The sequence below is a fragment of the Streptomyces composti genome, from assembly GCF_012034205.1.
GTDB lineage: Bacteria > Actinomycetota > Actinomycetes > Streptomycetales > Streptomycetaceae > Streptomyces > Streptomyces composti.
Genome location: NZ_JAATEM010000006.1, coordinates 83,476 through 105,070, shown reverse-complemented (window position 1 = coordinate 105,070; position 21,595 = coordinate 83,476). Strand labels below are relative to the sequence as shown.

The window sequence follows — 21,595 nt, the reverse complement described above, 5'->3', positions numbered from 1 at the left end:
GACGGCAGGACTCGTCCCCTGCGCCCGCGTCACGGTCCGGCCGGCCGGCGCAGCGGCCCGCCCCCGAGGAGGAGAGCACCATGTCGACCACTGGTGAGAAGGGCCCCCACACGCCTGACGACTACGCGCCAGGCGACCCGTCACGTCCCGCACGGCTCAAGCGCGCCGTCTTCTTCGGGGCGGCGCTCCTCGTCCTGGCCATCTCGATCTGGGCCATCATCACCCCGTCGGGTGCGGAGGAGGCCATCGGTGTGGTGGTCGGCAAGATCTCCAGCTGGTTCGGCTGGTACTACTTCCTCGCCGCCACCCTGTACCTGGTGTTCGTCGTCTTCATCGCCGTCTCCAAGTACGGCACGGTCAAGCTCGGCCCCAATCACTCCAAGCCCGACTACGGCCTGTTCACCTGGGGTTCGATGCTGTTCGCGGCGGGCATCGGCATCGACCTGATGTTCTTCTCCGTCTCCGGTCCCGTCAGCCACTACCTCGCTCCGCCGGAGGGCGACCCGGAGACGCTGGCGGCCGCCCGGAAGGCCGTCGTGTGGACCCTGTTCCACTACGGCATCACCGGCTGGGCCATGTACGCGCTGATGGGCATGGCGCTCGGCTACTTCTCCTTCCGGTACAAGCTGCCGCTCGCCATCCGCTCCGCGCTCTACCCGATCATCGGACGCCGCATCCACGGGCGGATCGGCGACACTGTCGACCTCGCGGCCATCATCGGCACGGTGTTCGGCATCGGCGTGACCCTCGGCATCGGCGTGGTGCAGCTCAACTACGGTCTGAAAGCCCTGTTCGACATCCCCGAGGGGCTGACCGCCCAGATCGCCCTGATCGTCATCGCGGTGGTCATGGCGACCGTGTCCGCGGTGTCCGGCGTCGACAAGGGCATCCGCCGCCTTTCGCAGCTCAACATCCTGCTCGCCGGCCTGCTGATGTTCTACATCCTCGTCGTCGGCGAGCCGTTCCGGCTGCTCAACGCCATCGTCCAGAACGTCGGCGACTACGTCAGCGGCTTCCCGTCGATGACCCTGAACACCTTCGCCTACGACCAGCCCACCGAGTGGCTGGACGCCTGGACCCTGTTCTTCTGGGCGTGGTGGGTCGCCTGGGCGCCGTTCGTCGGACTGTTCCTGGCCCGCATCTCCCGCGGCCGCACCCTGCGCGAGTTCATCGCGGCCACGCTGGTCATCCCGTTCCTCTTCACCGGCCTCTTCCTGGCCATCTTCGGCAACAGCGCCCTGTTCCTGGTGCGCGACGGCAACAAGGAGTTCGGCGAGACCGCCATGAACGTCCCCGAGCAGGGCTTCTACAGCCTGCTCGCCGAGTTCCCCGGCTTCATGTTCAGCGCCGGGCTCGCCACCTTCGTCGGACTGCTGCTCTACGTCACCTCCGCCGACTCCGGCGCCCTGGTGATGGGCAACCTCAGCGCCGACCTGCCCACCCCGATGACCGACGCGCCGACCTACCTGCGCATCTTCTGGGCGGTCGCCACCGGTCTGCTCACCCTGGCCATGCTGATCGTCGGCGGCGTGGACGCCCTGACCAACGCCACCATCATCATGGGCCTGCCCTTCTCCTTCGTGATGTTCCTGATCATGGCGGGTCTCTATCTCGCCCTGAGAACGGAACGCATGAAGGTCGAGGCACGCGTCACCACGCTGCCCGGCTCGCTCTCCGGCCGCACCATCCAGCACGGTCTGCCGGGCGCCCCGAACTGGCGGCACCGGCTGGCCCGGGCCATGTCCTTCCCCGGCCGGCGGGCGGCCGTGCGCTTCGTGGAGCAGGTGTGCCGTCCCGCCTTCCGGGAGGTGGCCGGGGAGCTGCGCCGCCAGGGATCGGAGGCCGAGGTGCTGGAAGGCGTCGTCGAGGAGAACGGCCTCCCGCACGCCGGTCTGCGCGTCCCCGTCGGCGAGGGCGACGAGTTCCGCTACGAGGTCTGGCCGGTCGAACGCCCCACCCCCGCCTTCGCGCTCCGCTCGGTCGGCGAGGCCGACACCTACGTACGCTTCGAGGTCCGCCTCGCCGAGGGCAACCAGGACTACGACGTCATGGGCTACACCAAGGAGCAGCTCATCGCCGACAGCCTCGACCAGTACGAACGCCACCTGGAGTTCCTCCGGGTACGCCACGAGGCCTCCAGCCGCTCCAACCTGCCCGACCACCATCCGGACGCCCCGGATGCGCACCTGCCGGAGGAGTAGCGAGCGTCGGCGGGTGGCGGGCGAAGCCGGAGGTGGGGCGGGGCTGGAGGCCGTGGGCCGAGGCAGGAGGCGTGGGGGACGAGGCGGGGAGTCGTGGAAGGCGAGTCTGGGGCGGGGGGGAGCTGCGGCGCGGGGATTGCAACAGCCGTAACCACGCGCCGTGGCCGACGTCTACGAACTGCAGCTCGCCCTCGACCCGCCCGGCTCCCCGCCGCGCTCCGAGCTCGCCCTGCTCCGCCGGCACTTGGCAGACACGGCCGAGGGCGGACGGGACGGGCACGCACGCGGACACGGGTACACTCTCCTGGCCGACCGCGGACCGGCGCGGCGCATCGGAGGCGCGCTGCTGGGGGAGCTGCGCGGCAACGATGCGCGTTGGTCACTGACCGCACGTCAGAAGACCCACCCCGACGAGTTCGACGGCCTGCGCCGCTCGGTGCGACGGCTCGGCGAGCGCACGACAGTGGGCACCACCGGCCACCTCCGCTTCTACGGGACGGACGTGCCCGAGGTGCTCGTCGCCGCGGGCGGCGGGACGGTGGACCGACGGATCCTGAGCGTGGACCGGACGGTGGACATGGCGGCCGAGGCGATCCCGGATCCGCGGGGCTGAACCCTGCCCGCACTCGCCCGGCAGATCGACGAGGCCGGTGACCGCGTCCCCGGGTGCGTTCCTGTCGCGCCCGGGGAAGTCGAGCAAGTCGGGCTTCCGTGCGCTCTTATCGCCGCTGCATCGGAATGCCGCCGCCCGGCACCGGTCCGGTCAGGTCGGGGTCCCCGAACTCGTCTCGCAGGGCCTGGAACGCGGCGACCTTGTCCTCGCCGAAGCGGCGGACCTCGGTGGCGTACCTGTCGGGGAGGAGGAACTCCGACGGCCTGGACTTGCTGTGGAACTTGTCGGCGTACATCACCAGCCGCTCCTCCTGCGTCTCCGCCACGTAGTCGGCGGGCGGGAGCGGGAGGTTCTGGCGCTCGATGTCCTGCCGCGTGACACCCACTCCCGTGTGGTGGGAGCAGAAGCGGCACAGCGTCTCCGGGAAGCCCTCGCTCTCGAGGATCTCCTGGCCGAGGAGCCCGTGCCGGATGTAGTTGGCGTGATCCAGCCGGCCGTCCTTGTCGTAGAGGCGGTAGACGCCGATGTCGTGCAGGAGGCAGCCGGCGCGGACGAGATCGGCGTCGAGATGACGCAGGCGCGGTGCGCCGAGGAGGCGCTCCGCGATGCTCCACACGATCTCGCAGTGCGTGTGGACCAGTGCGAACGCCTCCGGGGTCGGTGCGTATTTCTCGTGCAGCGCACGGATCTCTTCAGGGCTCGGAATCCTCACCGGAGGAGCGTAACAACCTTCGTTTCGGGCGCTGGCGGGGAGCCGGGACCTTGCACCACGAAGGCTCGGGCGGCAACGTCGCGGTGGCACATCACGCGATCGGGTGATCATCCGGGATGCGGGCACGCCACGGATCGGCGGTCCGTTTGATCCATCGACGGGGGCGAGCGGCCCCCGCGGTGGAACAACGGGGGTACGCATGAGTCTGCACTTTCACCGCAATCCCGACGACACGACGACGGGGCGCAACGACGACAGCGGCTTCACGGTCACCCATGCCGACGAGGAGGAGGTGAAGCGGCTGCTGTACGAGGACGCCGGGCCGGCGTACACGCCGCCACCGCCGCCGGGCACTTCGGGCGTTCACCGGTTCTCGCTGGTGCACGAGGACTTCGAGGCGACGGGCTTCGGCGACGAGGTGTCCGTTCCCGAGAGATCTGAATCGATGAGGTGCCCCTGATCTGCGCCTTGTCATTTCGGCCGGGACGCTTCGGAGCGTGGAGGGCCCAGTGGATCTGAACAGCGGTGAGCCTGGTTGGGCGTGAGGTGCGGCTGTCCCAGCAGTTCTGTCTGGCCGAACAGGCTCTGGCCTGGGGCTTCTCAGTTCCACTGGGAATCATCTCGTAGGGCGTTGTGGTCCTCCGGCGTCATCACCAGCATCAGTGATCTCCCGGATGAGTCGGTCCAGCGGAAGAGGGCGTCGTTGGAGAAGGTGTGGGACTGTCGCTTCTCGCGGAGAGAGGGGACGTTGAGCCGGCGCTCGGCTTCTGCGTAGACAGCGTCGATCGTGCGTCGGTGCTGGCTGAGGTTCACCCATTGGCGAGGCGCCCGTCGTGCTCGCCAAGCAGGGTCGGCCACCATGCCGAGCATGGTGACGAACTCCGGGTAGGTGGCGATGAACTCCCGCTCGTCGACGCGTCGCCTGATGATGTTCTCGTAGGCGGCTTCCTTGGGAGGTAGCTGAGCGAGACGGTCGTTCCAGCGTGAGAGCAGATGGGGCTGCTTCTTGTTCAGAAGCCAGGACCGGACCATGTGCTGCGCTTCCTTTGTGGCTGCTTCCAGGGTGTCGGGGAAGCGGCGGGCGATTCGCCGGTGCCGGTGTTGAGCCGTGGCAAGTTCTGGAAGGTGGCTGACGCGGTATTGGCGGTTGCCATCGAGCCAGATGCCGTGTCGGCGGCAGAGCTGGAGATCGGCGGGGCGATGCGCGAGGACTGGTTCGGTGATTCCACGGCGGTGCATGCAGTGTGAGCACGCGACGTAGAGACGCCGCCGGTAGCGGATCACCTCGCCTCCGGTACGCGCCTCAATCCGGGAGATCGCTGGCAGCAGCATCCGAAGGGTCTCGTGAGTGAGACCCGTCAGGAGTGCCAGCCGCGGCAGAACCATCGGAGTCCAGCGCCATAACGTGTCCGTCCGCTTGCCGATCAGCGCGTTCTTGAACGGCGTCAGTGTTTTCGCCAGTTGTCCCGACGTCACGTGGTTTGCGGCGGCGAGGCGGTGCAGGTACCAGCCGAAGACCTCCCCGTGGACCGGTGGCAGAGGAAGTGGCAGGAGCCGGACCGGGGCTTCCCAGGGCTCCATTACTCAGGCCGCCTTCGGCCTGCGAGCGTACTTGGCACGGGGGCGATCGGGCCGGGCCTTCTGGACGGCGTGGTCGAGCTCGATCTCGTCGAGCATGCGCTTGGTGATCTTTTCCGTGCCGCTGTCGATGGCGTCGACTGCGGCTTCTCGGATGAGCTGGGAAAGACTGCCGATCAGCCCGCCAGTGCGCTCGTGGAGGTAATCGGTCATGGCGACCAAGGTGCCGGGACGATGGGCCTGTAGTCGCAGGGAGTCCTCCATCGTCACCACCAGGGCCTGCCAGCTCTCCTTGTCCGCGCGGTTCCTGTGGCCGAAGGGCCGGGAGGGGATGACCGTGTAACGGCCGGCGATCTGCTGTCCGCGCGTGCCCTGGAACAGGCTGCTGGTCTCGACGTCGAGACCAGCAAGCACGAAGGTGGCCGCGATCCGTTCCGAGAGATACTTCAGCTGATCGGATGCCTCAGCTCCGTTGCGGGTGGTCAGGTCGAGGTTGTGGATCTCGTCGACCAGGACGAGCGTGGTGCCGAGCTTGCCGAGCAGGTCACAGACGGCGTTGGTGATCTGGACCTGGCTCATGCGGTGCTCCAGCGGGACGCCAAGGAATCGGGCGAACTCGCCTGCGAGCATCTTCGGGGTGGCCGCCGGCGGAACGGTAACGAAGACGACCGGCAGTCCGCCGACGGTGGTGGGGTTGCGCCGCCGGGTGATCTGTTCGACGTTCTTGCCCAGTTGGGTGATCGCCGTGGTCTTGCCGGTGCCGGCCGAACCGGACACGATCAGGCCGCGACGGGCGGAGACCTGGTGCCGGTTGAGCACGATGCGTTTGCGGCCCGTGGTGACGACGCCACGGATCGTGGGAGTGTTCACGATGACGGATCGTGTGTGGTAGTCGATCCGCGCTTCCCTGTAGGACTCCGACTCGTCCTCGTCCAGGACGGTGTCGGACGGGAGCGATGGCGGGGGATCAGGGTTCTCATCGACGAACGCCCGCCAGCCTTCCTTCGTGGTCAGCGACATCTGCGGGTTGGCGATGTCCGGTGGCGGAGCCTCGCTCACAGGCGACTCCCGTCGGTGAAGGCATCGAAGACGCCGAAGGGAATGACGCTCGATGTCTGCTCCGGGACGGTGGCCTCGTCCTCGGCGTCTTCAAAAGCTGGTGCCTGCGGCAGCGCAGGGACGGACCGGCCGGGCTCCAGGGCAGCGCGGGTGCGGGCCGCGATGCGGCGGTCCGGCCCGCTTTCCGCCCGCGTCAGCAACTGGTCGACTGCGGCGGCCACGGCGGCTTGGTTGGTGTCGTCCTGGCCCCGCATCGCAAGCACGTCCCGGGCCCGGCGCCAGGTGAAGTCCGCGAACGGCGCGGAGACCAGGTGCCGGTGTGTCCACGGAACCGTGATCCACTCTCCGGTGCGCGCGTCGCGTACCCAGATCTGGGACAGGTCGTAGGGGTCGTAGTGGACTTCCCAGAGTCCGCCCTTGGCGGTCACTCCTGAGGAGCGGCGCCGCAGCGGGTTCAGTCCGGGGCAGTTGTAGGTGCGGTGGTCGACGCGGATGCCGTAGTCGTTGACCGAACGCCAGAGTGCTGGCAGCAGTTCCAAGTAGTCGGGGCCGCTCAGCGGCATCGGCAGGTAGCCGGTGCGGGAGACCAGCAGGGCGTATGCGTCATTGGGAGACATCGGCCGACCCGGTAGGAATGGGCTGCGCAGTCCTTCGTGTGGCCGCTGCTGCCAGCAGGCCACGATCCATTCCTGCAACAGGTCGTCCACTTCCGCGAGCGTCCAGACGGCCTCGACCTCGGCCCCCCGGCGGGTCGTGTTCGAGCCGGTGTAGCCAGGGATGTGCTGGCAGAACAGCGTGTTGATCGAGGAAAACGTCCGCTCGACGATTCCCTTGTCCGTCGGGGTCGCCGGGCGGGACGGCTGGACGGAGACGCCCAGCGACCGGCAGGCGGTCAGGAAGGTGTTGGAGACGAACACCTTCCCGTGATCAATGCCGATCGTCTCTGGCACGATCACCGGCTTGGCGGCCGCTTGCTCCAGGCGCGCGTCGAGCTCCAACAGCCTCTGGTGGGGGATCAGCGTCATCGACATCGCCAGTGCTTCCGACCAGCCGGGCCGTAGCGGCTCCGGGACCAGCATCTTGGCCAGCAGCAGGGCGGCGTCCACGGCCTTGGTGCCTGCTGGTCGCAGCACCGCAGCGCAGATCGTCCTCGTTGCCACGTCGACGGCGATCGTGAGTTCCGGACGTCCGTTCACCCCGTCCTCCAGGACCACCAGCACGTCCAGTGGTGTCGTGTCGATCTGCACCATCTCGCCGGGGCGGCAGGCCGAGGAAGGGGTGAACGCTCCTTGCGGGCGGCGAGCCGCTGACCTGCGGGACGTGGCCTCGCCGAAAGCATGCGTGCCCTCGCTCATCGCCTCGACGAGCCGGTAGAACGCCGACTTCGACGGCATCGGCACCGTTCCCGGGCCATGGCGCTCAGCCAGCAGCGCCTCCACTCGCCGACGCAGCCGGCCGCGGGTGCCGGTGGACTCGTTCGTTGTCGAGGCGAGGATCTCCGCGATGGCGGAGACCACCCGGTCATCGGCCCGACCCGTCGGCGAGGACACCCGAGTTTTGCGGTGATCGACCAGCCCCCACAGGCCCTGCTCGCGGTAGCGCCTGCGCATTCGCTGCACGGTTCCCGCACTCGCCTGCCATCCGATAGCCCGTAGTTCCGCAGCCTTGGCCGCCACTCGCTCTTCCACTGTGTGGCTTGCCGGGTCGTATTCAGGGCGAGGTGGAGTCGTGGGGTCAGCATCCAGTGGCTTGCCGAACTCCACCTCGGTCAGATGGCGTTCCCAGGCTGTCGCCTTCTCCGCTTCCCGCTCCGGCACGATGTCCAACAGCGCGAACGGCGGCATACGGACCTGATCGACACCCTGGCCGATCAGCTCAAAGCCTTCGGAGGCCAGTAGGTGGGACAGCAACACCAGACTCGCCGACCCGGCTTCGTCGAGGAGCCGCACCGTCGTTCCGGACAGGCCGACGACCGCGTGCAGCCGGTCATCCAGGCGCACTTGATCCCCAACCCTCAACGCCGCCCGTGGCCCGGGGCGCCCGCTCACCGGGTCGCCGCCGGCGACACCAGCGTGGCATCCGACAGAGGCCGTGACAGATCGGCGGCCAGCCGTCCCAGCCAGAGCAGATGGAACACCGCCGGCAACACGGCGATCGGATCGCCGAGCAACGCAGCCTGTGGCACCAGCGGCGAAGGCGCCGAGAACAGTGCCAACAACCGGGCCACGAGACCTTCGTCGGCCCCGTGCCGCGGATGCCGGTATCCCGCCAGCCAGCGAACGTTCACCATCCGCACGGCGTCCACCTCGCCGACAACCCGGTAGCCCCACCCCACCACTTCGCAGGCTGTGCGCGTCGCGGCGAACTTGGCTGCTGACCGTGAGTCGATCCGGTCCAGCGGCCGACAGTCCACCACCAGCCCCCGCCCGTCCTCGAACCGAGCGAAGTAGTCCGGAGCGTGCGAGATGCGCTTACCCCGCTCGTCCTTCCAGAACAGCCACAGAGGCTGTGACAGCAGCCCCGTCACCTCCGGCGTGAAGTCCAGCAGCATCGCGTGATCCCGCTCCAGCCACGACTCGAACCCCACGTGCCCGCCTGTCGTGGCCGACCAGTACAGGCCCGGGAAGTTCCGCTGGCCGCGGTACGACGGGAACCCGCGTACTGGCAGACCTGCCTCGAACTCCACCGAGAGCACATCCGCCAACGGTCGCCGATGCTCACCCTCGGCATCCCGCCATCCGACCTCAAACTGGTCCACGGCTGGCAACGCCTGCTGTGCTGTTCCTTGGGCCCCCATGTGAACCACTGTGCAGAAGCGGCGGGAACGAGAAGAAGGAATGGGACCAAATACCCCATCCGAGTGATCGGCCGAAGATCTCTCACGGTAGGAAGGCCAACACCGCTGGCACGTGGCGAAATTGAGTAGGCGTCCGAGCTCAGCGGCCCCTACGTTCGGCCGCATGACAGACGAATGTTTTGGACATCCACGGCTCGCCGCGATCTACGACCCACTCGACCCCGATCGCGGCGATCTCGACGCGTACGTCCAGATGACGGAAGAGTTCAAAGCGCGTCAAGTGCTGGACATCGGCTGTGGAACAGGCGTGTTCGCGCTTCTACTGGCTGAACGCGGGATCGAAGTCGTGGGTGTCGATCCCGCTCAAGCGTCCATCGACGTGGCCCGAGCTAAGCCGGGCGGCGAGCGAGTGCGCTGGATCTGCGGCGATGCCACGACACTTCCGCCGATGCGGGTCGACCTGGCAACCATGACCGCGAACGCCGCCCAGCAGATCCTTGATCCGCAGGCATGGCGCGAGACCCTGCGTGGCGCGTACGAAGCACTACAGCCTGGTGGCCGTCTGGTGTTCGAGACCCGGGACCCAGCCAGACGCGCCTGGGAGGAGTGGAACCGCGAAGCCTCATATCGCGTGACGGAGATCCCGGATGTCGGCCCAGTCGAAAGCTGGGTCCAAGTGATCAAGGTGAGCGAGCCGCTGGTGACGTTCCGCTGGACCTACGTGTTCGCTGCCGACGGGGAGGTAATGACGTCGGACTCCACCCTGCGCTTCCGCGAGCGGCAGGAGGTCGAGACGGAGCTGATCGCGCAGGGGTACGTGGTGGAGGACGTACGCGACGCGCCCGACAGGCCGGGCAAGGAGCTCGTCTTCGTCGCGCGACGGCCGTAGCTCAGCCCACGAGAGACCTCGCCGCGCAGATTGATTGGGACTCGATCACTTAGCCGAGCAGATCCAACGGGAACCCTCACAAGCACTGGGAACGGACACGAGCGCTACGCCGGGGTGCGGAAGCGCCCGCCCGAAGGGTGCGTGCCGGTCGACCGGGGATACTTCGCCCTGGAGTGCGAGCGGCCGGGCAGGACACTGCTGGACGCCGTCACCGACACGGTTCGTGAGGTGCGGCGTGAGCACGGTCTGCTGATGACCGGGATGGGTGTCGAGAAGCCGGACGAGTGGTCGGGCACCGACAGGAACGGGCACGCGGCAGTGATCGTGGGGCATCTGCTGCTCACGGCCGCTCACCGCGCCCGCCTCCTCGGATACGGACGGAAGGACTTGGTCCGGCTGCTCGACGCGACCGGGATCGGCCAGTAGCGGCAGGGGGCCACAGCGGGCGCGCCCGTAACGGCGCCGGCAGCGCCGTCGAGTCCGGTGGGCGCCGACGGTGGACGGCTGAAGAAGAAGGGGCGGTTCGTCCGGCTCGGGTGAGTGGTACGCCTCGGGGTGTCCACATGACCCGCGGTCGGTGGGTGCCGGCCCGTGGGCCGGCACCCACCGCACAGGACGGGGCCGCTCTACCGGTAGTGGACGTGGCGCGGCACGGCGAGGTACTGGCCGTACTCGCTGAGGTAGTCGTCCAGCAGTGCACGCAGCCGGCGGGCCTCCTCCGGCAGTGCGGCCGAGAACTCCGGCCATCCGGTGAAGGTCAGCTCGTGCGGCAGATCGACGAGTCCGGTGATCGCATCCCAGAATGCGTTCCAGTTCCGGCCGTAGAAGTCGGGGAACCTCAGCTCCCGCTGGAGCAGCCGGTGGAGCTCCTCGGCATCCCGCACCGCCGACAGGTCGATGACCAGTGATCCGGGAACGTCGGGTTCGTCGTCGTGAGTGTCGTCAGCCATCCTGGCCAAGGTCTTTCAGTATGTGCCGACGTAGTCGACGGTCTTGTAGTGGTCGGTGGTCACGTAGATGAGGCCGTCGTCGGAGTAGAGCAGCCGCGTGCCGGGCTGCTTGGACCGCTTCATGGTATTGGTCAGCCCGACGTCCGCCTCGTACCAGGTCCGCCCGGCCTTGGTGGGCAGGCCGATGGAGGCCGGATCCTTGAAGACGTCGCCGCCGATCTGGCCCCCCGGCACATAGTTGCCGAGTGCCTTGCCCGGCTCCCAGCCCTTCTTGGCCGCCTCGCTCTTGGTGACGTAGTTGGACGGGAGCTTGCCGGTTTTGCGCAGGCTCTCCACGAGCGGATTGGCCTTCTCCATCGTGCTGAGCACAGTGGCCAGGCGCGAGGCGTTGTACAGGCTGTCGGCGCCCTTGTATCCGGCCTTCATCGAACGCAGGATGATGATCGCTCCGGCGGCGCGGTCCACGCCGCCCAGCGGTTCACCGGTGATGGAGTCCGTGCCGGTGATGGCCTGCATGACCCCCTTGACGTCGCCGAGGCCGGGGGTGAGGTCGAGCAGCAGTGACAGCTTGCGCTTGCGGGCGGCGTCCTGGGCGAAGCTGCTCTCGCTGCTGAATGCCTTGTCCAGGTCGGAGAAGTCGAAGTCGATCCGGCCGGGGGCGATGTGCCTCAGCTTCTCGAAGCCCTTGGCCATTTCCTTGACGGCCTTGTTGGTCTCGGTGAGCCCCCGGTTCGCCTCGCTGATGCCCTTGTTCATCTGGGTCATCGCGCGATTGGCCACGTCGATACCGGCGTTCGCCTGCTTGAGCCCGGCGTTGACCTGGTCGACCGCCGTGTTCATCTGGCCCAGCGCGGAGTTCATCTGCGCCATGCCGGCGTTCATGGTGTCGAGGGCACCCAAGATCTCCCTGTAGGTCTTTCCGACCTCCAGCTCCTTGACCAGATGTGCGGTGTCCCTGAGCAGCTTCGTGGTCGTCTTGGCAGTCCTCACCGCCTCGCGCCCGAACGCCTCGGCAGCCTCGCCCTTCTTCTTGGCCTTCGTGACGGTCTTGAGGAACTCGGTGCGCAGCGCGTCGTCCGTCAGCAGCAGTGACGGATCGTCGAGCACGTCATAGGCCTTGACCGTGGACTCGTAGGCCTTCTGGGCGTCGAGCTGCCCGTGGACGGCCTCATGGCTGAGGTGCAGTACGAGGAACCAGGTCACCCCTCGCTCGGCGATCTGGTGAACCAGGTTCTCCAGGCATCCGGGCCGCTCCGTGAGCGGTTTGTCGAGGCATTCCTGCACCGAGGCACCGGCACTCTTGCGGAGAGCGTCGGTGACGCAGCTGATCTTCTTCAGCAGGGTCAGGTTCTTGCAGGCGGCCAGCGGACTGGTCGCGGCCGCGGCCGGCTGGGCGGGAGCGACGACGCTCCCGGTCAGAGCCAGGATCAGCGCCAGGAGGACTGCGGCGATCCGGGATTTCGGTCTTCTGTTCTTCAATTGTTCCCCCGCGCCCTCGGAGCCCGCCCGCACTCTCCGCGGGGCCCACCCCTGGTCAGGAGGTGACGGACGAAGCCGAAGGCGCCGTTCGATGACATCGTGCCCCATGATGTTACTGACTAGTAGGGCCGGGTGGTCCGGGAGGTGGGGACGGCTCCCGGAGCCCTCGTGTCCTCGGGGGCGGGTGACGCATCGTGAGCGTCACGCGATGGGGGGAAGAGGCGTAGGAGGGGAGGGAAACGCGGGTGAGGGCCGGTCCGGCCGGCGTGCCCTCACCCCGCGACCAGCTCCGGCACCTCCCGCTCCGCGCTCGGAGTCGTGTGCGCGCGGGAGTTCCGGTACAGCCACAGCACGTCACGGCCGAAGGACCACACCAGCAGGCCCAGGGCCAGGGCCACCACGGCGACGTTGACCGCGTGCGGCAGCAGCGCCGCGCCTGCCACCAGCAGCAGCACACCCTGCAGCGCGGCCACCGTCTTGCGGGCCGTGCTCGGCGGCAGCGGGGCCGTCAGCCACGGCCAGACGCGGGCCGCGGCCACGAAGACGTAGCGCATCGCGCCGATCAGCAGCACCCACGGGCCCATGGCCATCGACACGTACACGCTGAGCACCAGGATCAGAAAGGCATCCACTTCCATGTCGAAGCGAGCACCGAGGGGGGTTGACGTCCCGGTCCTGCGGGCCACCTTGCCGTCGACACCGTCGAGGATCAGGGCGACGGCGGTCAGGCCGACGAACAGCGAGACGGGCGGAGAGTCCTGGAAGGAGTCGGCGACCAGCGCCGTGACGCCACCGACGAGGCAGGCCCTGCCGAGGGTGACGCGGTTGGCCGCGCCGAAGGTGCGCAGTCCCGAACGGTGCAGGGCCCTGGAGAGCACCGCCCAGGTGGCGATCGTGAACGCGAGGCCGGAGAACCAGCCCACCGGGCCCATACCGATCGCCGTACCGATCAGGGCGAGCAGCAGGATCATCAGACCCGCGCCCACGGCGGTCTCCTGCTGTACGAGCCTGGCGTCGTAACTGTTGTTCAGGGCCACCGAACATCCTCCGGCCGTGTGACAGAGTCGATCAACGCCGCTACCTTGTGCGCGGCCTGTGCACCTCTCGGTACGCGCGCAGCTCCCCGATCGTTCAGGAGGACTTCGATGACCCGCACCGCACGTGCGTTCTGGCTCAACGAGCCTGGCCATGGTGAGATCCGGGACGTCACCCTGCCGGATCCCGGCGAGGGCGAGGTGCTGGTGCGTTCGCTGTACTCGGGGGTCAGCAGAGGCACGGAGACGCTCGTGTTCCGGGGCGGGGTGCCGGAGAGCCAGCATGCGGCCATGCGCGCCCCCTTCCAGGAGGGCGACTTCCCGGGGCCCGTGAAGTACGGCTACCTCAACGTCGGGGTGGTGGAGGAGGGGCCACAGGCGCTGACCGGGCGTACGGTGTTCTGCCTCTATCCGCATCAGACGCGCTACGTCGTGCCCGCCGACGCGGTGACCCCCGTGCCGGACGCGGTGCCGGCCGGGCGGGCGGTGCTCGCCGGGACGGTGGAGACGGCGGTGAACGCCCTGTGGGACGCGGCTCCGCTGGTCGGTGACCGGATCGCCGTGGTCGGCGGCGGCATGGTGGGGTGCTCGGTGGCGGCGCTGCTGGCCCGGTTCCCGGGGGTGCGGGTGCAGCTGGTGGACGCCGATCCGAAGCGGGCCGAGACCGCCGAGGCGCTCGGTGTCGGCTTCGCCCTGCCGGAGGCCGCCGCCGGCGACTGCGACCTGGTGGTGCACGCCAGCGCCACCGAGCAGGGGCTCAGCCGCTCCCTGGAACTGCTCGCCCCCGAGGGCGCGGTGATCGAGCTGAGCTGGTACGGCGACCGCAGGGTGAGTCTTCCGCTCGGGGAGGCCTTCCACTCCCGCCGGCTCACCATCCGCAGCAGCCAGGTCGGCACGGTCTCCCCGGCCCGCCCCGGCCGCAGCTACGCCGACCGGCTGGCTCTCGCCCTCGAGCTGCTCGCCGACCCGGCACTCGACGCCCTCGTCACCGGAGAATCGCCCTTCGAGGACCTGCCCGGCGTGATGCCCCGGCTCGCCTCCGGCGAGATCCCGGCACTGTGCCACCGGGTGGCCTACGCCGCCTCGTGAGGGCGAGGCGACCCGGCGGAACCGGCCGCCGGCCGGCACAAGCGCGCCTGACCTGAGAAAAGACGTGACCGAGGCTGAACACGGGCAGGCTGTCAGCCGTACTAGCAGGCATCCCCGGCGGCCATCGGCCGGGGCCAGACGCGCCGCACCTGGAGGGTCGCCCGTTGTTCAGCATCACCGTCCGCGATCACATCATGATCGCCCACAGCTTCCGTGGCGAGGTCTTCGGACCGGCCCAGCGCCTGCACGGGGCCACGTTCCTCGTGGACGCCACGTTCCGGCGCGAGCAGCTGGACGAGAACAACATCGTCGTCGACATCGGACTCGCCACCCAGGAGCTGGGAGCCGTCGTCGGGGAACTGAACTACCGCAATCTGGATAACGAACCGGACTTCGCGGGCATCAACACCTCCACGGAGTACCTGGCGAAGGTCATCGCCGACCGGCTCGCCGAACGCATCCACAAGGGTGCGCTCGGCGAGAGCGCCAAGGGCATCGCGGGGATCACCGTGACCCTGCACGAGTCGCACATCGCCTGGGCGAGTTACGAGCGTGCGCTGTGACCGACACGACCATCGACCGGGTACAGACAGCCCGCCTGGACTACGTTCCCCTGCAGGCGAGGTTTCCGAGGAACGACGGAATCATCCCCATGTCCCTGCGAGTCGTGCACTTCGTACTGCCGGGCGGCGTCGACGACCCGACGGCGCCCAGCGGCGGCAACGCCTACGACCGGCGGATCTCCCTGGACCTGCCCGGCTTCGGCTGGGAGGTGCGCGGGCACGCCGTGTCCGGCGGCTGGCCCCGGCCGGACGACACCGCCCGTGACGAGCTCGCCCGCACCCTGCGCGAACTCCCCGACGGCAGCGTCGTCCTGCTCGACGGGCTGGTCGCCTGCGGTGTCCCCGAGATCGTCGTGCCCGAGACGCAGCGGCTGCGGATGGCCGTCCTGGTCCATCTGCCGCTCGGCGACGAAACAGGTCTCGAACCGGCCGTCGCCGCCGAACTCGACGCCCGCGAACGGGAGGTGCTGCGCGCGGTACCGGCCGTGATCGCCACCAGCGACTGGGCGGTCCGCCGTCTGGTCGCCCACCACGGGCTGATCCCCGACCGGGTGCATGTCGCCGCGCCCGGCGCCGACATCGCGCCGATCGCACCCGGCACCGACGGCGTCTCCCGGCTGCTGTGCGTGGCCGCCGTGACCCCGCGCAAGGGCCAGCACCGGCTGGTGGAGGCGCTCGCCGAGGTGCGGGACCTGCCGTGGAGCTGCGCACTGGTCGGCTCGCTCACCCAGGACCCCGAGTACGTCGCCCACCTGCGCTCCCTGATCCGCGAGCACGGCCTCGGGGACCGGCTGGAGCTGACCGGTCCGCAGTCCGGCGCCGCCCTCGACGCCAGCTACGCCGCCGCCGACCTGATGGTCCTCACCTCCTACGCCGAGACCTACGGCATGGCCGTCACCGAGGCCCTCGCCCGGGGCATCCCGGTGCTCGCCACCGATGTCGGCGGACTGCCCGAGGCGGTCGGCCGCGCCCCGGACGGGGGAGTGCCCGGCATCCTCGTGCCGCCGGAGGACCCCGCCGCGATCGCCGCCGAGCTGCGCGGCTGGTTCGGTGAGCCGGAGGTCCGCCGCCGGCTGAAGGCCGCCGCCCGCGCCCGGCGGGCCGCGCTCGGCGGCTGGGCCGGCACCGCACAGAGCCTGGCGGCCGTCCTGCGCCGGCTGCCCACCGACCCGACCGACCCACGGAGGGCCGCATGACCGAGCCCACGACCACTCAGCACTCCCCGGTGATCCCGGCCCAGCCCGGACCCCGCGAGCCCGCGGACGCCGCCGTGGCCGTACCGAAGGAGGGCACCGTGCCGAGCCGGGAAGGAGACAGCGAGCCAGCCGGAGGAGGGGACGGGCAGGAGCGAGGGGCCGCCATCTCGGGCCCGGTCATCCCGGGTGCCGGTCCGGCGGGCGTCCGTCCCGGCGAGCGGGCCACCCTGCGCCTGCGTGAGACGGACCCCGGGGAACCGCCCCGGTACGCACCCGAGTGGCTGCAGCTGCGCGAGCCCGCCGACGCGGACGCCCGTGCGCACGAGTTGCTCGATCCGCTCCGCATCCGCCTCGCCAACCTGCCGCACCGCGCCGAGGGGCTGATCATCCACGACATCGGCTGCGGCACCGGGTCGATGGGCCGCTGGCTCGCCCCGCACCTGGACGGTCCCCAGCACTGGATCCTGCACGACCGCGATCCCTATCTGCTGCACTTCGCCGCCGTCGCCTCCCCGCGGTCGTCCGCCGACGGCAGCCGCGTGACCGTGGAGACCCGGCGCGGCGACGTCGCCCGGCTCACCCCGGACGCGCTGACCGGGGCCTCCCTGGTGACGGCGTCCGCACTGCTGGACGTGCTCACCCGTGAGCACGTCGAGACCCTGGCCGCGGCCTGCGCCGGGGCCGGCTGCCCGGCGCTCCTGACGCTGTCCGTCGCCGGCCGGGTCGAACTGACGGAGCCGCACGAGCTGGACCAGGAGATCACCGACGCGTTCAACAGCCACCAGCGCCGCGGCGGACTGCTCGGCCCGGACGCGGTGACGGTGGCCGCGGAGGCGTTCTCCGCGCACGGGGCGACCGTGCGGCTCCATCCGAGCCCCTGGCGCCTCGGGCCCGGGCAGGCCGCGCTGACGGAACAGTGGCTGCGCGGCTGGGTCGGCGCGGCCGTGGAGGAACGCCCGGAGCTCAAGGAACGTGCCGACGCCTATCTGACCGAGCGGCTGGAGGCGTGCGCGGCGGGCGAGCTGCGGGTGGTGGTCCACCACACCGACCTGCTCGCCCTGTGCCGCCCCTCGGACGGGGCGGCATGAGCATGGAGACCGCGCACGTCACGGGGGACACGGGGGAGACCGCGGTGGAGGCCTGCAAGCCTCCGGCGCCCGAGGCCCCGGGGGCGGAGCAGGGCGCGGACGCCTCGGAGCCCGCCGCAGGCACCGGGTCAGGTGTGCGCGCGCTGCTCGCACGGATCAACACCCCCGCGGTGCGCGCCCGCCTGGGCACGCTCGCCGGGCTCGCCATCCTCGCCGTGCTGCTGTGGCGGCTGGGCACCGGTGCCTTCGTGGAGGGACTGTCCCGGATCGACGGGACGTCGGTGGTGCTCGCGCTCGTCATCGGCTGGGTGACCACCGTCTTCAGCGCCTGGCGCTGGGCGCTGGTGGCCCGGAGTCTGGGAATCCGTCTGCCGCTCGGGGCGGCCGTCGCCGACTACTACCGTGCGCTGTTCCTCAACGCGGCACTGCCCGGTGGTGTCCTCGGCGATGTGCACCGCGCGGTGCGGCACGGGCAGCGCAGCGGTGATCTCGGGCGCGGTGTGCGGGCGGTGGTGCTGGAACGGACCGCCGGGCAGCTCGCGCTGTTCGCCGCGGGTGCGGTCGTCCTGCTGGCCGTGCCGTCGCCGGTGCGCGACGAGGCCCGGCACGTGGCACCACTGGCCGGGCTGGCCGCACTCGGGGTCTGCGCGGTCGTCCTCGCCCTGCGCATGAACAAGCCTGCCTCCCGCTCCCGCCGGGGCCGGGCGCTGCGCGGCGCGCTCACCGAGGCCCGCGAGGCCCTCGTCTCCCGGCGCACCGCACCGGGGGTGCTGATCTCCTCCGCGGTCGTGCTGGCGGGCTATGTGGCGATGTTCGTGCTCGCCGCTGACGTGGTCGGTGCGGGGGCTTCCGTGCTCACGCTGGTGCCGCTGGCCGTGCTGGCCCTGCTCGCCATGGGGCTGCCGCTGAACGTCGGCGGCTGGGGGCCCAGGGAAGGCGTCACCGCGTGGGCGTTCGCGGCCGCCGGCCTCGGCGCCGACCAGGGGCTCGCCGTCTCCGTCGTCTACGGGGTGCTCAGCCTGGCGGCCAGCCTGCCCGGCGTCGCCGTCCTCGTCGCCCGCTGGTACGGCGGCCCGCGCGCCAGGTCCGCCTCCGCGACGCCGGTCACTCCTCCGGCTCCACCGCAGCGCACCGACCCGGCCGGCCCGGTTCCTGACGGCGCTTCGGGTACCCGCGCGGCCGCCACGACGACCCCGGCGCCCGCGGCTGCCGCAGTTTCCGGACAGACTTCGGTGCAGCCCGCCGAACGCGCGGTGAAGGCGGGTGCCGCCCTCGCGGGCAGGCCGTTCGTCCTGCTCCCGGCTTTCGGGGCGGACGGCGCACCCTCCTGCCCGCTCGCCGCGCGGGGCACGCCTGCTGACGGGCCGTCCGGCCACACCCCGCCCCGGCGTGCGGCGCATCTCAGGGGGACGCTGCGTCCGCCCGCCGGGCCGTCCGTCACCGGGGCGCGGTACGCGGCGCACCCGCCGGGGCCGCCGCGCACCGCACCGGCCGTGGTGGGCTACGGACGCGCCTCGCCCTGCGGGTCCCCGCCGTCCTCGGCGGAACCGGATTCCGGCCCGCCGGTGTCCATCTCACCGGACAGCAAGGAAAAATACGCGCCGAAAGACTCGGCCAGGCTCGCCAGAAGTGCCTTACCCTTTTCCGCCGAGCCCAGTGAAGGGCGGCCGATGACACCGGAATCGGTATAGGCGGACATGCCGAGGGTGAGGAGCAGGCGTCGGTCGTCCGCGATGAAATCGGAGGTTTCGTAACCGGGTCGGAGCAATTCGGGATGCGTGTGCAGAAGGACGGAGGTCTCGATTTCCCCCGCGTGCATGTCGGACAGCAGCGAGCCGGACACCCCGGCCCGCACCCGCGCCTCCTCCCAGTCCTCGGGGGCCGGGAACAGCGCCATCCGCTCTCCGCGCGCGGAGGACTCCTGGACGACGTTGCCGAGTACGTAGTTGCCGCCGTGCCCGTTGACCAGTGCCAGGGCCTCCACGCCCGACCGGCGCAGCGAGTCGGCGATGTCCCGTATCACCGCGTGAAGGGTCACGGAGGAGATGGAGACGGTCCCCGGCCAGGCCGCGTGCTCGTGCGAGCAGGAGATGGTCACCGGAGGCAGCAGATGCACCGGATACGCGTCCGCGATCTCCCGGGCGATGGCACAGGCGACCAGCGTGTCCGTCGCCAGCGGCAGATACGGGCCGTGCTGTTCGAAACTCCCGACCGGAAGGATGGCCACCTGCCGTGAGACACCGGCGCCCCTCGTCCGTACATCATCCGTAGTGTCCGCCGGCAACAGACCGTGCACCGGGCCGTGTGCCGCCGACCGAGTTGGTGAACCATTCATGTCCTCACGGCCTTTCGTCTCTGCTTAGGAACTCGAGAATCATGACAGAAAACATAGGCGTCCTCGCCAAGAAGGCTCCGCAGCGGACCGGTGTGGAACGCGTCGTCAATGCGCCGCTGCCCACCGTGTACGGGAAATTCCAGGCGATCGGCTACCTGGACCACGACCGCGGCGACGAGCAGGTGGCGCTGGTCCACGGCGACATCGGCGCGGAGGGCGTGCTGACCCGGCTGCACTCGGAGTGCCTCACCGGCGACGCCTTCGGGTCCCAGCACTGCGAGTGCGGTGACCAGCTGGCGGCGGCGCTGCGCGCCGTCGTCGCCGAAGGGGCGGGCGTGGTCGTCTATCTGCGCGGGCACGAGGGCCGGGGCATCGGTCTGCTCGCCAAGCTGCGGGCCATGGCGCTGCAGGCGGAGGGCCTGGACACGGTGGAGGCGAACGTCGCGCTCGGTCTGCCGGTGGACGCCCGTGACTACGGGGTCGCGGCCGGCATCCTGCAGGACCTGGGCGTGCGGTCGGTGCGGCTGATGTCCAACAACCCGCGCAAGCGGGAGGCGTTGGTGCGGCACGGCATCCAGGTCGCCGAGCAGGTGCCGCTGCTGATCCCGCCGTGCGAGAGCAACATCACCTATCTGCGCACCAAGCGGGAGCGACTCGACCACCACCTGCCCCACCTGGACGCGGTCGCGCACCTGTCCTGACCGCTCGCCGCCCTGCGAGGGGCAGCGCCCTCAGCCGGTCACGGCCTCGTGCACCAGGCGTCTGAGGTCGCGGAGGACACCGTGGGACGACGTGGGCCGCACCTGCGTGCAGAACTGCACGGTCAGGTCGCGGCCCGGGTCGATCCAGAAGGTGGTCGTGGCCACCCCGCTCCACCCGTAGGTGCCGGAAGCGGACGGCTCCCGGGTGCGGGCCTGGTCCACGACGACGGAGACGCCGAGGCCGAAACCGACGCCGTCGTTGCCCGGGTCGTCGTGGGCGGGACGGCTGCCGAAGGCCCGCAGATCGGTGCCGCCGGGCAGATGGTTGCGGGTCATCAGATCGACGGTCCCGGCGGACAGCAGCCGCACGCCGTCGAGTTCGCCGCGCCGGCGCAGCATCTCCATGAAGCGGTGCCAGTCGTGGGCGGTGGCCACCATGCCGCCGCTGCCGGACAGCAGGCGTGGCCTGCCGCGCAACGGCAGCCCGGGGACCGGCTCGATGCCGCCGGAGGCGGTCTCCCCGTACAACTCGGCCAGGCGCGGCGCCTGTTCCTCGGAGATCTCGAATCCGGCGTCCGCCATTCCCAGCGGCCTGAAGACCCGTTCGGCCAGGTAGGTGTCGAGCGGCCGGCCGGAGACCACCTCGATGACCCGGCCCAGGACATTGGTGGCCACCGAGTAGTTCCACTGCGTCCCCGGATCGAACTGCAGCGGCAGGCTCGCGTACACCTCGACCGCCTCGGCGAGACCGGCGCCCGCCGGCACCGACGACTCCAGGCCGGCCGCACGGTAGAGGGCGTCCACGGGATGGGCGTGGTAGAAGCCGAAGGTCAGGCCCGCCGTGTGCGTCATCAGATGCCGGATCAGCAGCGGACCTGCGGCCGGGCGGGTGCGCACCTGATCCCCGGTCCCGCTGACGTGGACCCGCGGCTCGGCGAAGGCGGGCAGGTAGCGCTCGACCGGGTCGTCCAGGCCGAGCCGGCCCTCCTCCGTCAGCAGCAGCGCGCCGACGGACGTCACCGGCTTGGTCATGGAGTAGATCCGCCACAGGGTGTCGCTCTCCACGGGCAGCCCCGCCGCCACGTCCCGCAGCCCGTACGTCGTCAGGTGCGCGACCCGCCCGCCCCGGGCGAGCGCCACCAGGAATCCGGGCATCCGGCCCTCGTCCACCAGCCGGCGCAGGTGAGCGTCCAGCCGTTCCAGCGCGCCCGGGTCCAGCCCCGCCTCGTCCGGCTCCACCTCTTGCCGCAGGACTCCCATGGCTCTCCTTACGCATCACACGCGCCGAGGTGAGTCCGCACTACCCGCGGG

19 protein-coding genes and 2 pseudogenes are annotated in these 21,595 nt (G+C 70.1%); 11 read left to right on the top strand and 10 right to left on the bottom strand.

Going from position 1 to position 21,595, the window contains the following annotated elements; genetic code table 11:
* The first annotated feature begins 80 nt into the window (after nucleotides 1-80).
* Together betT and HCJ93_RS06835 are read left to right on the top strand one after the other, a co-directional pair.
* Nucleotides 81-2,201: a choline BCCT transporter BetT gene (gene betT, locus HCJ93_RS06840; protein ID WP_167992028.1), complete on the top strand. Its 2,121-nt coding sequence runs from the start codon at nucleotides 81-83 to the stop codon at nucleotides 2,199-2,201.
* A gap of 160 nt (nucleotides 2,202-2,361) precedes the next feature.
* The gene (locus HCJ93_RS06835) at nucleotides 2,362-2,814 is read left to right on the top strand and encodes a hypothetical protein (protein WP_167992027.1); all 453 of its coding nucleotides are present in this window, start codon (nucleotides 2,362-2,364) and stop codon (nucleotides 2,812-2,814) included.
* A gap of 106 nt (nucleotides 2,815-2,920) precedes the next feature.
* Here HCJ93_RS06835 and HCJ93_RS06830 read toward each other — a convergent pair whose 3' ends face one another.
* Nucleotides 2,921-3,526, bottom strand: a complete 606-nt coding sequence (locus HCJ93_RS06830) for an HD domain-containing protein (RefSeq protein ID WP_167992025.1) — start codon at nucleotides 3,524-3,526, stop codon at nucleotides 2,921-2,923.
* Between the two features lie 199 nt (nucleotides 3,527-3,725).
* On the opposite strand from HCJ93_RS06830, the gene HCJ93_RS06825 reads away from it, so the two are divergent.
* A complete protein-coding gene (locus HCJ93_RS06825; protein WP_240967475.1) occupies nucleotides 3,726-3,986 on the top strand; it encodes a hypothetical protein in 261 nt (86 codons plus the stop codon).
* Between the two features lie 140 nt (nucleotides 3,987-4,126).
* Here HCJ93_RS06825 and HCJ93_RS06820 read toward each other — a convergent pair whose 3' ends face one another.
* From HCJ93_RS06820 to HCJ93_RS06805, 4 genes are read right to left on the bottom strand one after another with little or no spacing between them, the layout of a single operon-like run.
* Entirely contained in the window at nucleotides 4,127-5,107 is a 981-nt protein-coding gene (locus tag HCJ93_RS06820) for a TniQ family protein (protein WP_167992023.1), read from the bottom strand.
* A 3-nt stretch (nucleotides 5,108-5,110) separates the two neighbouring features.
* Nucleotides 5,111-6,163: an AAA family ATPase gene (locus HCJ93_RS06815; protein ID WP_167992022.1), complete on the bottom strand. Its 1,053-nt coding sequence runs from the start codon at nucleotides 6,161-6,163 to the stop codon at nucleotides 5,111-5,113.
* Complete coding sequence (locus HCJ93_RS06810; RefSeq protein WP_309141327.1) at nucleotides 6,160-8,163, bottom strand: TnsB C-terminal domain-containing protein; 2,004 nt, start codon at nucleotides 8,161-8,163, stop codon at nucleotides 6,160-6,162. Before HCJ93_RS06810 ends, HCJ93_RS06815 begins: the two co-directional genes overlap by 4 nt.
* A 44-nt stretch (nucleotides 8,164-8,207) precedes the next feature.
* A complete protein-coding gene (locus tag HCJ93_RS06805; RefSeq protein WP_167992020.1) occupies nucleotides 8,208-8,921 on the bottom strand; it encodes a TnsA-like heteromeric transposase endonuclease subunit in 714 nt (237 codons plus the stop codon).
* A gap of 202 nt (nucleotides 8,922-9,123) precedes the next feature.
* On the opposite strand from HCJ93_RS06805, the gene HCJ93_RS06800 reads away from it, so the two are divergent.
* The gene (locus HCJ93_RS06800; RefSeq protein WP_167992018.1) at nucleotides 9,124-9,849 is read left to right on the top strand and encodes a class I SAM-dependent methyltransferase; all 726 of its coding nucleotides are present in this window, start codon (nucleotides 9,124-9,126) and stop codon (nucleotides 9,847-9,849) included.
* A gap of 81 nt (nucleotides 9,850-9,930) precedes the next feature.
* Nucleotides 9,931-10,275: pseudogene (locus HCJ93_RS06795) on the top strand (hypothetical protein); the annotation flags it as partial.
* Nucleotides 10,276-10,475: 200 nt separating this feature from the next.
* On the opposite strand, the gene HCJ93_RS06790 reads toward HCJ93_RS06795, so the two are convergent.
* From HCJ93_RS06790 to HCJ93_RS06780, 3 genes are all read right to left on the bottom strand, one after another.
* Nucleotides 10,476-10,799, bottom strand: coding sequence for a barstar family protein (locus HCJ93_RS06790; protein ID WP_167992016.1), 324 nt, complete (start codon nucleotides 10,797-10,799; stop codon nucleotides 10,476-10,478).
* A gap of 15 nt (nucleotides 10,800-10,814) precedes the next feature.
* Nucleotides 10,815-12,278, bottom strand: coding sequence for a pre-toxin TG domain-containing protein (locus HCJ93_RS29135; protein WP_206317046.1), 1,464 nt, complete (start codon nucleotides 12,276-12,278; stop codon nucleotides 10,815-10,817).
* 272 nt (nucleotides 12,279-12,550) lie between these two features.
* Nucleotides 12,551-13,315 (bottom strand): CDP-alcohol phosphatidyltransferase family protein, encoded by a 765-nt coding sequence (locus tag HCJ93_RS06780; protein WP_167992014.1) that lies wholly within the window; start codon nucleotides 13,313-13,315, stop codon nucleotides 12,551-12,553.
* A gap of 108 nt (nucleotides 13,316-13,423) precedes the next feature.
* Between HCJ93_RS06780 and HCJ93_RS06775 the strand changes: the two genes are divergently transcribed.
* The 5 genes and pseudogenes from HCJ93_RS06775 to HCJ93_RS06755 form a co-directional block, all read left to right on the top strand.
* Nucleotides 13,424-14,401: a zinc-dependent alcohol dehydrogenase gene (locus HCJ93_RS06775; protein WP_167992012.1), complete on the top strand. Its 978-nt coding sequence runs from the start codon at nucleotides 13,424-13,426 to the stop codon at nucleotides 14,399-14,401.
* A 164-nt stretch (nucleotides 14,402-14,565) separates the two neighbouring features.
* Nucleotides 14,566-14,964 (top strand): 6-pyruvoyl trahydropterin synthase family protein, encoded by a 399-nt coding sequence (locus tag HCJ93_RS06770; RefSeq protein WP_167992010.1) that lies wholly within the window; start codon nucleotides 14,566-14,568, stop codon nucleotides 14,962-14,964.
* Nucleotides 14,961-16,160, top strand: a complete 1,200-nt coding sequence (locus HCJ93_RS06765; RefSeq protein WP_167992008.1) for a glycosyltransferase family 4 protein — start codon at nucleotides 14,961-14,963, stop codon at nucleotides 16,158-16,160. The genes HCJ93_RS06770 and HCJ93_RS06765 overlap by 4 nt, the downstream gene beginning before the upstream one ends.
* Nucleotides 16,157-17,248 carry a class I SAM-dependent methyltransferase gene (locus HCJ93_RS06760; RefSeq protein WP_167992007.1) on the top strand — a complete coding sequence of 364 codons (1,092 nt, stop codon included), beginning with the start codon at nucleotides 16,157-16,159 and terminating at the stop codon, nucleotides 17,246-17,248. The genes HCJ93_RS06765 and HCJ93_RS06760 overlap by 4 nt, the downstream gene beginning before the upstream one ends.
* Nucleotides 17,245-18,216 (top strand): annotated as a pseudogene (locus HCJ93_RS06755) (lysylphosphatidylglycerol synthase transmembrane domain-containing protein); the annotation flags it as partial. The gene HCJ93_RS06760 and the pseudogene HCJ93_RS06755, both read left to right, overlap by 4 nt.
* A 533-nt stretch (nucleotides 18,217-18,749) precedes the next feature.
* Here the strand turns inward: HCJ93_RS06755 and HCJ93_RS06750 are convergent.
* A complete protein-coding gene (locus tag HCJ93_RS06750) occupies nucleotides 18,750-19,583 on the bottom strand; it encodes a creatininase family protein (RefSeq protein ID WP_206317045.1) in 834 nt (277 codons plus the stop codon).
* A 41-nt stretch (nucleotides 19,584-19,624) separates the two neighbouring features.
* On the opposite strand from HCJ93_RS06750, the gene ribA reads away from it, so the two are divergent.
* The gene (gene ribA / locus HCJ93_RS06745; protein ID WP_167992003.1) at nucleotides 19,625-20,284 is read left to right on the top strand and encodes a GTP cyclohydrolase II; all 660 of its coding nucleotides are present in this window, start codon (nucleotides 19,625-19,627) and stop codon (nucleotides 20,282-20,284) included.
* A 30-nt stretch (nucleotides 20,285-20,314) separates the two neighbouring features.
* Here ribA and HCJ93_RS06740 read toward each other — a convergent pair whose 3' ends face one another.
* Entirely contained in the window at nucleotides 20,315-21,544 is a 1,230-nt protein-coding gene (locus HCJ93_RS06740) for a serine hydrolase domain-containing protein (RefSeq protein ID WP_167992002.1), read from the bottom strand.
* Nucleotides 21,545-21,595 lie beyond the last annotated feature (51 nt).

Excerpts from the sequence above, each read along its gene's own strand:
- ribA (WP_167992003.1), top strand. The coding sequence starts at position 19,625 with ATGACAGAAAACATAGGCGTCCTCGCCAAGAAGGCTCCGCAGCGGACC.
- HCJ93_RS06800 (WP_167992018.1), top strand. The coding sequence starts at position 9,124 with ATGACAGACGAATGTTTTGGACATCCACGGCTCGCCGCGATCTACGAC.
- HCJ93_RS06820 (WP_167992023.1), bottom strand. The coding sequence starts at position 5,107 with ATGGAGCCCTGGGAAGCCCCGGTCCGGCTCCTGCCACTTCCTCTGCCA.
- HCJ93_RS06750 (WP_206317045.1), bottom strand. The coding sequence starts at position 19,583 with ATGAATGGTTCACCAACTCGGTCGGCGGCACACGGCCCGGTGCACGGT.
- HCJ93_RS06740 (WP_167992002.1), bottom strand. The coding sequence starts at position 21,544 with ATGGGAGTCCTGCGGCAAGAGGTGGAGCCGGACGAGGCGGGGCTGGAC.
- HCJ93_RS06760 (WP_167992007.1), top strand. The coding sequence starts at position 16,157 with ATGACCGAGCCCACGACCACTCAGCACTCCCCGGTGATCCCGGCCCAG.
- HCJ93_RS06825 (WP_240967475.1), top strand. The coding sequence starts at position 3,726 with ATGAGTCTGCACTTTCACCGCAATCCCGACGACACGACGACGGGGCGC.
- HCJ93_RS06790 (WP_167992016.1), bottom strand. The coding sequence starts at position 10,799 with ATGGCTGACGACACTCACGACGACGAACCCGACGTTCCCGGATCACTG.
- HCJ93_RS06775 (WP_167992012.1), top strand. The coding sequence starts at position 13,424 with ATGACCCGCACCGCACGTGCGTTCTGGCTCAACGAGCCTGGCCATGGT.
- betT (WP_167992028.1), top strand. The coding sequence starts at position 81 with ATGTCGACCACTGGTGAGAAGGGCCCCCACACGCCTGACGACTACGCG.